Raw genomic sequence first — 11,730 nt, forward strand, 5'->3', positions numbered from 1 at the left:
GTAGCCGCCGTCCGGGTCGTACGTCACCAGCACCTGCGGGCGGACGGACCGGATGATCTCGACGAGGTACGGAGCGGCCGTCGTGTGTCCGTCCGCGTCCGTCAGTCCTCGGAGGAATCCGGGGATCCGGCGTCCGGGGAGCCGGGGGAATCCGGGGAGCCGGAGGAGCCGGCGGAATCACCGTCCTCGGTGTCCTCGGCCGCCCCGCTGTCGGAGCCGGTGTCCTCCGCCTTCGGAGGCTTCGGCGGGCGCGTCAGCCCGCTCGACGTCTCGCGCAGGTATGTGCTGTCGCCGAGCTCGGTCGCGTGCCCCGGGCCGCCGTCCCGCCGCCGCAGGTACCGCTCGAACTCGCGGGCGATGGCCTCGCCCGACGCCTCCGGGAGCTCCGCGGTGTCCCGCGCCTCCTCCAGCGTCTGCACGTACTCCGCCACCTCGCTGTCCTCCGAGGCCAGCTGGTCCACGCCGACCTGCCAGGCCCGCGCGTCCTCGGCCAGCTCACCCAGCGGGATGCGCAGGCCGATGAGGTCCTCCAGCCGGTTGAGCAGCGCCAGCGTCGCCTTGGGGTTCGGCGGCTGCGACACGTAGTGCGGCACCGCAGCCCACAGGCTCACTGCCGGAACGCCCGCGTGCGTGCAGGCCTCCTGAAGGATGCCGACGATGCCCGTCGGGCCTTCGTACCGGGTCTCCTCCAGGTCCATGGTGCGCGCCAGGTCCGGGTCGGACGTGACGCCGCTGACCGGTACCGGCCGGGTGTGCGGGGTGTCGCCGAGCAGCGCGCCCAGGATCACCACCATCTCCACGCCCAGTTCGTGGGCGAAGCCGAGCAGCTCGTTGCAGAACGAACGCCAGCGCATCGACGGTTCGATACCGCGGACCAGCACCAGGTCGCGCGGCTTGTCACCACCCACCCGGACCACCGACAGCCGGGTGGTGGGCCAGGTGATCTTCCGTACCCCGCCGTCCAGGTACACCGTGGGACGGTTGACCTGGAAGTCGTAGTAGTCCTCGGCGTCGAGCGCCGCGAACACCTCGCCCTTCCACTCCCGTTCCAGGTGCGCGACCGCGGTGGAGGCGGCGTCGCCGGCGTCGTTCCAGCCCTCGAACGCGGCCACCATGACCGGGTCGATCAGCTCGGGAACCCCCTCGAGCTCGATCACCCAGGCCTCCTTCCGAAGTTCCGTGCGTACGGACCAACCTTACGGCTTTCCGGGGCCCCGCCCGCAGCCCCCGTACAGGTCCGAGTGCTGTACCGACCGGGAGCCACTACCCACGACGACCGGCGGAAACACGGCGGGAAGTCAGCCGATTCGTCCGAGCGCCGCGCTCGTGGCCCTGAGCCACTGCTCCACGCCCGCCACATGCACCGTCGCCCAGGAGCGGGCCGCCTCGGCGTCGCGGTCGCGGAGCGCCGCCAGGATCGCGCGGTGCTCGTGGAGGGTCCGGGCGACCGCGCCCTGCCGGACCAGGCCGCGCCAGACGCGGGCCCGGGTGGCCGGCCCCGACAGACCGTCCAGGAGCGCGGAGAGGACCGCGTTGCCGGCGGCCCCGACGATCGTCCGGTGGAACTCCAGGTCGGCGGCGGCCAGTTCCTCCACCGACGGCTCGCCGGCCGGCGCGTCCAGCGCGTCCAGCAGGCCGGCCAGTCTGTCCAGTTCGGCGTCGGTGATGCGGCTTGCGGCCATGGCGGTCGCGGCGGGCTCCAGGAGGCGGCGTACGGCGAGGTACTCCAGCGTGGTGTCGTCACGGTGGAAGTCCACGACGAAGCCGAGTGCCTCCAGCAGCAGTTGGGGATCGAGGCTCGTGACGTACGTGCCGTCGCCCTGGCGTACGTCGAGGATGCGGATCAGCGACAGGGCGCGCACGGCCTCCCGCAGGGAATTGCGCGACAGGCCCAGCTCGGCGGCGAGTTCGCTCTCCTTGGGGAGCCGGTCGCCGGGGCGCAGGGCGCCCGAGACGATCATCCCCTTGATCTTCTCGATCGCCTCGTCGGTCACGGCCATCGCAGCGCCCCCCTCCAGACGTCCGATGTCTGAGCGTACAGCGAGGGCGGCCCCGGGAGGGGCCGCCCTCGGTCAACCGGCTGTCGGCCGTCAGGCCTTCTTGCCGAGCATGTCCTCGACCCTGGTGCGGATCTCGTCCGTCGCCAGGCCCCGGATCGTCAGCGTCGTACGGCGGCGCAGCACGTCGTCCGCCGTCTCGGCCCACTCGTGGTCCCGGGCGTAGGCGACCTGCGCCCAGATCTCCGGCGCGTCCGGGTGGATGCGCTCGGCCAGCTCGGGGTTGTCGTTGGCCAGGCGCGCGATGTCGAAGGAGAGCGAGCCGTAGTGCGTGGCCAGGTGACGGGCCGTGTCGGCGGCCATGCGCGGACCGGGCGTACCCCCGTCGACCAGCAGCCGGTGGGCGACCGCGTTGGGGTTGGCTATGCCCGGCAGCGGCAGCTTCTTCGGGAGCTGGGAGATCGGCTCCATGTCCTCGCCCAGCGGGTGGCCGGGGAGGGAGGCCAGCTTGTTCATCACCGTACGGCCGATGTGGCGGAAGGTCGTCCACTTGCCGCCGGCGACCGACAGCATGCCGCCGCGGCCCTCGGTCACGACCGTCTCGCGCTTGGCCTTGGAGGTGTCCCCGGGCCCGCCCGGCAGTACCCGCAGACCCGCGAAGGAGTACGTGATCAGGTCCCGGGACAGCTGCTGGTCGCGGATGGAGAACGCGGCCTCGTCCAGGATCTGGGTGATGTCCTTGTCGTTGACCGCGACCTCGCCGGGGTCGCCCTCGTACTCCTCGTCGGTCGTGCCGAGCAGCAGCATGTCCTCCCAGGGGAGGGCGAAGGTGATGCGGTACTTGTCGATCGGGGTGGCGAGCGCGGCCTTCCAGGGGGAGGTGCGCTTCAGGACGAGGTGCGCGCCCTTGGAGAGGCGGATGGAGGGGGCCGCGTTCGGGTCCTCCATCCGGCGCAGGTGGTCGACCCAGGGGCCGGTGGCGTTGAGGACCAGGCGGGCGTCGACGCCGAACTCGTCACCGCTGGTGCGGTCCCGGAGGTCGGCGCCGGTGACCCGGCCCTTGGTGAAGCGCAGGCCGGTGACCTCGGCGTGGTTGAGGACGGTGGCGCCCGCGTCGACGGCGGCGCGGACCGTCATCAGGGCCATGCGCGCGTCGTTCATCTGGTCGTCGCCGTACACGGCCACGGCCTTGAGGTTGTCGGTGCGCAGCTCCGGCACGTCCTGGGCGGCCTTGGCGGGGCTGAGCAGGTGGCCGACGCCGTCGCCGAAGGCGGACAGGGCCGAGTAGGCGAAGACGCCCGCGCCGAGCTTGGCGGCCCCGTGCGGGCCGCCCTTGTACACCGGCAGGTAGAAGGTGAGCGGGTTGGCCAGGTGCGGGGCGACCTGGCGGGAGACCGCACGGCGCTCGAAGTGGTTCTCCGCGACCAGCTTCACGGCGCCGGTCTGCAGGTAGCGCAGACCGCCGTGGAGGAGCTTGGAGGAGGCGGAGGAGGTGGCGCCGGCGAAGTCACCGGCGTCCACCAGGGCCACCCGCAGCCCGGACTGCGCGGCGTGCCAGGCCGTGGAGATGCCCAGGATGCCGCCGCCGATCACCAGGAGGTCGTAGGTGGCCTTGGAGAGCTGCTCCCGCGTCTCGGCACGGCTCGGCAGGGAACCGGCAGCCGGGTGCGTCCCGAGGGAGGGGACGCTCTGCAGGGTGGTCATGTCGATTTACTCCTCGTCCTCGATCCAGCCCATGGTCCGCTCGACGGCCTTGAGCCAGTTCTTGTACTCGCTGGCACGCTTGTCAGCGTCCATGCGGGGGGTCCACTCGGCGGCCCTGCGCCAGTTGGCGCGCAGCGCGTCGGTGTCGGGCCAGAAGCCGACGGCCAGGCCGGCGGCGTAGGCGGCGCCGAGGCAGGTCGTCTCGGCGACCATGGGGCGCACCACGGGTGCGTCCACGAAGTCCGAGAGGGTCTGCATCAGCAGGTTGTTGGAGGTCATGCCGCCGTCGACCTTGAGCGCGGCCAGTTCGACGCCGGAGTCCTTCGTCATGGCGTCGGTGATCTCGCGGGTCTGCCAGGCGGTGGCCTCGAGCACGGCACGCGCGATGTGCGCCTTGGTGACGTACCGGGTGAGGCCGGCGATCACACCACGGGCGTCGGAGCGCCAGTACGGGGCGAACAGGCCGGAGAAGGCCGGCACGAAGTACGCGCCGCCGTTGTCCTCGACCGACGACGCGAGGGTCTCGATCTCGGCGGCGGAGTTGATCAGGCCCATCTGGTCGCGCATCCACTGCACCAGCGAGCCGGTGACGGCGATGGAGCCCTCCAGGGCGTACACCGGGGCCTGGTCGCCGATCTTGTAGCCCACGGTGGTGATCAGACCCGAGTACGAGTTGATGATCTTCTCGCCGGTGTTCAGCAGCAGGAAGGTGCCGGTGCCGTACGTCGACTTGGCCTCGCCCTCGGCGAAGCAGGTCTGGCCGAACAGGGCCGCCTGCTGGTCGCCGAGGGCGGAGGCGACCGGGACGCCGTCCAGGACGCCGCCCTTGACGTGGCCGTACACCTCGGCGGAGGAGCGGATCTCCGGCAGCACGGCCGCCGGGACGCCCATGGATTCCAGGATCTTCCGGTCCCACTCCATGGTGTGCAGGTTCATCAGCATGGTGCGGGAGGCGTTGGTGACGTCGGTGACGTGGTGACCGCCCTCGACACCGCCCGTCAGGTTCCAGATGACCCAGGAGTCCATGGTGCCGAAGAGGATGTCGCCGCGCTCGGCGCGCTCGCGCAGGCCCTCGACGTTGTCGAGCATCCAGCGGATCTTGGGGCCGGCGAAGTACGACGCGAGCGGCAGGCCCGTCTCGCGGCGGAAGCGGTCCTGGCCGACGTTGCGGCCGAGCTCCTTGCAGAGCGCGTCGGTGCGGGTGTCCTGCCAGACGATGGCGTTGTGGACCGGCTCACCGGTGTTCTTGTCCCACAGCAGCGTGGTCTCGCGCTGGTTGGTGATACCGATGGCCTTGACGTCGGCGGAGGTGATGCCGGCCTTCTCGATGGCGCCGGCGACGACTTCCCGGACGTTGGTCCAGATCTCGGCGGCGTCGTGCTCCACCCAGCCCGGCTTGGGGAAGATCTGCTCGTGCTCCTTCTGGTCGACGGAGACGATGCGCCCGTCGCGGTCGAAGACGATGCAGCGGCTGGAGGTGGTGCCCTGGTCGATGGCCGCGATGAACGGGCCGGTGGTGTGTGCGTCGGTCACGGTTGCTCCCGTAAGTCGGTGAGGGACGGCTCAGGCGAACGCGATGTTGTAGATACCCGCGGCGAGGGCTCCGCCGATCAGCGGGCCGGCGACGGGGATCCAGGCGTAGCCCCAGTCGGAGCCGCCCTTGTTCGGCAGCGGGAGCAGGGCGTGCACGATGCGCGGTCCGAGGTCACGGGCCGGGTTGATCGCGTAACCGGTCGGGCCGCCGAGCGAGAGGCCGATGCCGACCACGACCAGGGCCACCATCAGGCCGCCGATGACGCCGAGACCCTCACCGCTGTTGTTGAGGCCCTGTGTCAGCACCGCGAGGACGAGCACGAGGGTGCCGATGATCTCGGTGGCGAGGTTCTGCCACACGTTGCGGATCTCGGGTCCCGTGGAGAAGACACCGAGGACGGGTCCGGCCTTGCCGGCGGCCTCGTTGTGCGGGCCCTCGATGGCCTTGTCGGCCGGGTCGCCCACGATCTCGCGGTCCGTGAGGTGCGCGTGGAACTGGCCGTAGTACGCGATCCACACCAGCGCCGCGCCGATCATGGCGCCGAGGAGCTGTCCCGCGAAGTAGACGGGGACGTTCTTCCAGTCCCCGTCCTTTATCGCGATGCCGACCGTGACGGCGGGGTTGAGGTGGGCGCCGGAGAGAGAGCCGGTCATGTAGACGGCGGTCAGGACCGCGAAGCCCCACCCGAAGGTGATGGCCAGCCAGCCGGCGTTCTGCGCCTTCGAGCGCTTGAGCACGACGGCGGCGACCACGCCACCGCCGAGCAGGATGAGTACGGCGGTACCAATGATCTCGCCGATGAAGATGTCGGAGCTGGACACCCGCGACTCCTTTGTCCTTCGTCCAGGGGAAGGCGAACCCCGGGTCCCTCCGGTGGTCCGCGCCCTCAGGTGGGGGCGTTAACCGGCCTTCTGGCGTTGCCACACTCTAGCGCGTATTGCCGGTAGGTGTTCGACAATGCCGACCGATGAACGGCAGTTTTGCCCCCTGGTAAACGCGGCGTCAAGAGTTCTGTTGGCCGAAATGCGTTCGTTACCGATGATGCGCCTGGTGCGTCAGAAGCGCCCGGCGCCCAAGTCGCGGGAGACCGCGCGGGCGCAGTCGCGCACCGCCGCGATCAGCTCCTGCCGCAGCTCCTCGCCGTTGCAGACCCGCTCCACGGCGCCTGTGATGGCCACCGCGCCGACCGGCATCCGGCGCCGGTCGTGGATGGGCGCGGCCACCGACGCCACGCCCTCCCAGGTCTCCTCCACGTCCGCCGCCCAGCCGCGTGCCCGGGTCATGTCCAGTACGGCCTCGAAGTCCTCCAGGTCCGTGACGGTGCGCGGGGTGAACGCCTCGCGCTCCACCTCCAGGGCCTCGGTGTGGGCCACCGGGTCGTACGCGGACAGCACCTTGCCCAGGGCGGTGGAGTGCAGCGGCTGCATGGCGCCGACCTCCAGCACCTGGCGGCTGTCGTCCGGGCGGAACACGTGGTGGACGACCAGCACGCCGTGCTGGTGCAGCACCCCGAGGTGGACGCTCTCGCCGCTCGAGCGGGCCAGGTCGTCGGTCCACACCAGGGCACGGGCCCGCAGCTCGTGGACGTCGAGGTAGCTGTTGCCCAGGCGCAGCAGCTCCGCGCCCAGCTGATAGCGGCCCGACGCCGCGTCCTGCTCGACGAAGCCCTCCGCCTGGAGGGTGCGCAGGATTCCGTGCGCGGTGCCCTTGGCCAGGTCCAGCGACGACGCGATGTCCGACAGTCCGAGACGGCGCTCGCCACCGGCGAGCAGTCGCAGCATCGCCGCCGCCCGTTCCAGCGACTGGATGTTCTTCGGCATCGCCCGGCCCTTCTCCCTCAGTTCGACAATGCTGAACACTATCGGTCGTTGCCGACCTTGAGCCACATCGAGGAAGCCCTCGGGCACTCGCGCGAACGGACGGCGCCGCCCCAGCATGCCGTCCCACCCCCTGGAACAAGATGTCCGCCCCGGCGGGTACGCGGTTACTCTGACCCGGTGCGCCTTCCACTGAAGACGCAAAGCCGACAGCCGTCGCACTCCAGGGAGCACATCCATGGCCTCGTCGCCGACCCCTTCCGCTGACAGCACCAGCAACACTGACAGCCGGACTCGAGCCGCAGCCCTCCGCCAGGCACTCGCCACCCGTGTGGTGGTGGCCGACGGAGCCATGGGCACCATGCTCCAGGCGCAGGACCCCACCCTCGAGGACTTCCAGAACCTCGAAGGGTGCAACGAGGTCCTCAACATCACCCGGCCCGACATCGTCCGGTCGGTCCACGAGGAGTACTTCGCGGTCGGCGTCGACTGCGTCGAGACCAATACCTTCGGTGCGAACCTCTCGGCGCTGGGGGAGTACGACATCGCCGAGCGGGTGTACGAGCTGTCCGAGGCCGGTGCCCGGATCGCCCGTGAGGTGGCCGACGAGTACACCGCCTCCACCGGCCGGCAGCGCTGGGTGCTGGGCTCCATGGGCCCCGGCACCAAGCTGCCGACCCTGGGGCACGCCCCGTACGTCAAGCTGCGCGACGCCTACCAGCAGAACGCCGAGGGCATGATCACCGGCGGCGCCGACGCGCTGCTCGTCGAGACCACCCAGGACCTGCTCCAGACCAAGGCCGCCGTCCTCGGGGCGCGCCGCGCCCTGGACGCCACCGGCGTGGACCTGCCGCTGATCGTCTCCGTGACCGTGGAGACCACTGGCACGATGCTGCTGGGTTCGGAGATCGGTGCCGCGCTGACCGCGCTGGAGCCGCTGGGTATCGACATGATCGGTCTGAACTGCGCCACCGGCCCGGCGGAGATGAGCGAGCACCTGCGCTACCTGGCCCGCCACTCGCGTATCCCGCTGTCGTGCATGCCCAACGCCGGTCTGCCGGTCCTGGGCAAGGACGGCGCGCACTACCCGCTGACGGCACCCGAGCTGGCGGACGCGCAGGAGACGTTCGTGCGCGAGTACGGGCTGTCTCTGGTGGGGGGCTGCTGCGGTACGACGCCGGAGCACTTGCGTCAGGTCGTCGAGCGTGTCCGGGACCTCGCCCCGGCCCCGCGTGAGCCGCGCCCCGAACCGGGTGCCGCGTCGTTGTACCAGACGGTGCCGTTCCGTCAGGACACCGCGTACATGGCGATCGGCGAGCGGACGAACGCCAATGGTTCGAAGAAGTTCCGTGAGGCGATGCTGGAGGGCCGCTGGGACGACTGTGTGGAGATGGCCCGGGACCAGATCCGCGAGGGCGCCCACATGCTGGACCTGTGCGTGGACTACGTCGGCCGGGATGGTGTGGCGGACATGGAGGAGCTGGCGGGCCGGTTCGCCACCGCCTCCACGCTGCCCATCGTGCTGGACTCCACCGAGGTGGAGGTCATCCGGGCGGGGCTGGAGAAGCTCGGCGGCCGCGCGGTGATCAACTCCGTCAATTACGAGGACGGCGACGGGCCGGAGTCGCGTTTCGCGAAGGTCACCGCGCTGGCCAGGGAGCACGGCGCCGCTTTGATCGCGCTGACGATCGACGAGGAGGGCCAGGCCCGCACGGTTGAGCAGAAGGTTGCCATCGCCGAGCGGCTGATCGCCGACCTGACGGGCAACTGGGGCATCCACGAGGAGGACATCCTCATCGACTGCCTGACCTTCACCATCTGCACCGGTCAGGAGGAGTCCCGCAAGGACGGCATCGCCACCATCGAGGCCATCCGCGAGCTGAAGCGGCGCCATCCGAAGGTGCAGACCACGCTGGGTCTGTCGAACATCTCCTTCGGTCTGAACCCGGCTGCCCGGATCCTGCTGAACTCCGTCTTCCTCGACGAGTGCGTCAAGGCGGGTCTGGATTCGGCGATCGTGCACGCCAGCAAGATCCTGCCGATCGCCCGTTTCGACGAGGAGCAGGTCACCTGCGCCCTGGACCTGATCTACGACCGGCGTGCTGAGGGCTATGACCCGCTGCAGAAACTGATGGAGCTGTTCGAGGGCGCCACGACGAAGTCGATGAAGGCGGGCAAGGCCGAGGAGCTGGCGGCGCTGCCGCTGGAGGAGCGGCTCAAGCGGCGGATCATCGACGGGGAGAAGAACGGCCTGGAGGCCGACCTCGCCGAGGCGCTCACCACCCGTCCGGCCCTGGACATCGTCAACGACACCCTGCTGGACGGCATGAAGGTGGTCGGTGAGCTGTTCGGCTCCGGTCAGATGCAGCTGCCGTTCGTGCTGCAGTCCGCTGAGGTGATGAAGACGGCGGTGGCCTACCTCGAACCGCACATGGAGAAGGTGGAGGGCGACGAGGGCAAGGGCACCATCGTCCTGGCCACCGTCCGTGGCGATGTCCACGACATCGGCAAGAACCTCGTCGACATCATTCTGTCCAACAATGGCTACAACGTCGTCAACCTCGGTATCAAGCAGCCGGTTTCGGCCATCCTCGAAGCCGCGAACGAGCACAGGGCCGATGTCATCGGCATGTCGGGTCTCCTGGTCAAGTCCACCGTGATCATGAAGGAGAACCTGGAAGAGCTCAACCAGCGGGGCCTGGCCGCCGACTACCCCGTCATCCTCGGCGGCGCCGCCCTCACCCGCGCCTACGTCGAGCAGGACCTGCACGAGATCTACCAGGGCGAAGTCCGCTACGCCCGCGACGCGTTCGAGGGCCTGCGCCTGATGGACGCCCTGATCGCCGTCAAGCGCGGCGTCCCCGGGGCGACCCTGCCCGAGCTCAAGCAGCGACGGGTGCGCCCCGCTGCCGGGGCGGTGGTGGAGGAGCCGGCTCCGGAGAGCGGTGTCCGTTCCGACGTGGCCACCGACAATCCCGTACCCGTCCCGCCGTTCTGGGGGACCCGGGTCGTCAAGGGCATCCAGCTCAAGGAGTACGCGTCCTGGCTGGACGAAGGCGCCCTCTTCAAGGGCCAGTGGGGCCTGAAGCAGGCCCGCACCGGCGAAGGACCGACGTACGAGGAGCTCGTCGAGACCGAGGGGCGGCCGCGGCTGCGCGGCTGGCTGGATCAGCTCCACACCCAGAACATGCTGGAAGCCGCGGTCGTCTACGGCTACTTCCCGTGCGTGTCCAAGGGCGACGACCTGATCCTCCTCGACGAGAGCGGCAACGAGCGGACCCGCTTCACCTTCCCGCGCCAGCGCCGCGGCCGCCGCCTGTGCCTGGCCGACTTCTTCCGTCCCGAGGAATCCGGCGAGACCGACGTCGTCGGTCTCCAGGTGGTCACCGTGGGATCGCGGATCGGCGAGGCCACCGCCGAGCTGTTCGCCTCCGACTCCTACCGCGACTACCTCGAACTGCACGGCCTGTCCGTCCAGTTGGCCGAGGCGCTCGCCGAGTACTGGCACGCGCGCGTGCGCGCGGAATTGGGCTTCGCGGGCGAGGACCCGGCCGACGTGGAGGACATGTTCGCGCTGAAGTACCGCGGCGCGCGATTCTCGCTCGGCTACGGCGCCTGCCCCGACCTCGAGGACCGCGCCAAGATCGCCGACCTGCTCCAGCCGGAGCGGATCGGCGTCCACCTCTCCGAGGAGTTCCAGCTCCACCCGGAGCAATCCACCGACGCCATCGTCATCCACCACCCGGAGGCGAAGTACTTCAACGCGCGTTAACACACGGCGCGACGTACACTGGTCGGTCCAGTGCAGGCCGGTCGCTTTCCCAGCGGGAATTCCCAGCGGAACATCCCGGGGGACTTCCCACCGGGGAAGCGATCGGCCTTCTCGTCCCTCTATGGAGGTGTGCCGGATGACCAGTACGGTCCCCGCGTCCTTGACCCGCATGACCGGGGGTTCCGCCCTGCAGGCGGTGTTCCTCGACATGGACGGCACGCTCGTCGACACCGAGGGGTTCTGGTGGGACGCGGAGGTCGAGGTCTTCGGTGAGCTGGGTCACACCCTCGACGAGTCGTGGCGCGATGTGGTCGTCGGCGGGCCGATGACCCGCAGTGCGGGCTATCTCATCGAGTCCACCGGCGCCGACATCACCCTCGCCGAGCTGACCGTACTGCTCAACGAGCGCTTCGAGCAGCGCATCGCTCGCGGCGTCCCCCTCATGCCGGGCGCCGAGCGGCTGCTCGCCGAGCTCGCCGCGCACAACGTCCCCACCGCACTGGTCTCCGCCTCGCACCGCCGGATCATCGACCGGGTCCTGCACTCGCTGGGCCGCGACCGCTTCACGCTCACCGTGGCGGGCGACGAGGTGTCCCGTACGAAGCCGCACCCCGACCCGTACCTCCTGGCCGCGCGCGGGGTGGGCGCCGAACCGGGCAGATGTGCCGTGATCGAGGACACCGCGACCGGTGTCGCGGCCGCCGAGGCGGCCGGCTGCCGGGTGGTCGCCGTGCCGTCCGTCGCGCCCATCGCACCCGCGGACGGACGGGTCGTCGTGCGGTCGCTGGAAGAAGTCGACCTGCGTTTTCTGCGGACATTGATCACGCGAATGAACTGATCGCGCACCCAGCGTGCGCCGGGGAATAGCACCCCGAACCCAGGGCGACGGATCATGCATTTTCCCTT

Annotated in this window: 8 protein-coding genes; 2 read left to right on the top strand and 6 right to left on the bottom strand. The window is 70.0% G+C overall.

All coding sequences use genetic code 11. From position 1 onward, the window contains the following. Window positions 1–101: 101 nt before the first annotated feature. From ABT360_RS22250 to ABT360_RS22275, 6 genes are all read right to left on the bottom strand, one after another. Window positions 102–1,157, bottom strand: a complete 1,056-nt coding sequence (locus ABT360_RS22250; RefSeq protein WP_351819149.1) for a PAC2 family protein — start codon at window positions 1,155–1,157, stop codon at window positions 102–104. Window positions 1,158–1,298: 141 nt separating this feature from the next. Further along, window positions 1,299–2,000, bottom strand: a complete 702-nt coding sequence (locus ABT360_RS22255) for a FadR/GntR family transcriptional regulator (RefSeq protein ID WP_351819152.1) — start codon at window positions 1,998–2,000, stop codon at window positions 1,299–1,301. Between the two features lie 90 nt (window positions 2,001–2,090). Continuing rightward, entirely contained in the window at window positions 2,091–3,701 is a 1,611-nt protein-coding gene (locus ABT360_RS22260; RefSeq protein WP_351819154.1) for a glycerol-3-phosphate dehydrogenase/oxidase, read from the bottom strand. Window positions 3,702–3,707: 6 nt separating this feature from the next. Continuing rightward, window positions 3,708–5,234 carry a glycerol kinase GlpK gene (gene glpK, locus ABT360_RS22265; protein WP_351819157.1) on the bottom strand — a complete coding sequence of 509 codons (1,527 nt, stop codon included), beginning with the start codon at window positions 5,232–5,234 and terminating at the stop codon, window positions 3,708–3,710. A 30-nt stretch (window positions 5,235–5,264) separates the two neighbouring features. Next, window positions 5,265–6,056: an MIP/aquaporin family protein gene (locus ABT360_RS22270; protein WP_351819159.1), complete on the bottom strand. Its 792-nt coding sequence runs from the start codon at window positions 6,054–6,056 to the stop codon at window positions 5,265–5,267. 234 nt (window positions 6,057–6,290) lie between these two features. Continuing rightward, on the bottom strand, window positions 6,291–7,055 hold the full coding sequence (locus ABT360_RS22275; protein WP_351819272.1) for an IclR family transcriptional regulator: 765 nt from the start codon (window positions 7,053–7,055) through the stop codon (window positions 6,291–6,293). 235 nt (window positions 7,056–7,290) lie between these two features. Here ABT360_RS22275 and metH point away from each other — a divergent pair, with 235 nt between their 5' ends. Together metH and ABT360_RS22285 are read left to right on the top strand one after the other, a co-directional pair. Next, window positions 7,291–10,824, top strand: coding sequence for a methionine synthase (gene metH / locus ABT360_RS22280; protein WP_351819161.1), 3,534 nt, complete (start codon window positions 7,291–7,293; stop codon window positions 10,822–10,824). A 136-nt stretch (window positions 10,825–10,960) separates the two neighbouring features. Beyond that, window positions 10,961–11,662 (top strand): HAD family hydrolase, encoded by a 702-nt coding sequence (locus tag ABT360_RS22285; protein ID WP_351819164.1) that lies wholly within the window; start codon window positions 10,961–10,963, stop codon window positions 11,660–11,662. Window positions 11,663–11,730 lie beyond the last annotated feature (68 nt).

Origin of the sequence: Streptomyces sp. NPDC000229 (assembly GCF_040300825.1) — a bacterium.
GTDB lineage: Bacteria > Actinomycetota > Actinomycetes > Streptomycetales > Streptomycetaceae > Streptomyces.

Bases quoted from the DNA above. Each gene is read 5' to 3' on its own strand.
- ABT360_RS22255 (WP_351819152.1), bottom strand. From the start codon at position 2,000: ATGGCCGTGACCGACGAGGCGATCGAGAAGATCAAGGGGATGATCGTC.
- ABT360_RS22260 (WP_351819154.1), bottom strand. From the start codon at position 3,701: ATGACCACCCTGCAGAGCGTCCCCTCCCTCGGGACGCACCCGGCTGCC.
- ABT360_RS22275 (WP_351819272.1), bottom strand. From the start codon at position 7,055: ATGCCGAAGAACATCCAGTCGCTGGAACGGGCGGCGGCGATGCTGCGA.
- metH (WP_351819161.1), top strand. From the start codon at position 7,291: ATGGCCTCGTCGCCGACCCCTTCCGCTGACAGCACCAGCAACACTGAC.
- ABT360_RS22285 (WP_351819164.1), top strand. From the start codon at position 10,961: ATGACCAGTACGGTCCCCGCGTCCTTGACCCGCATGACCGGGGGTTCC.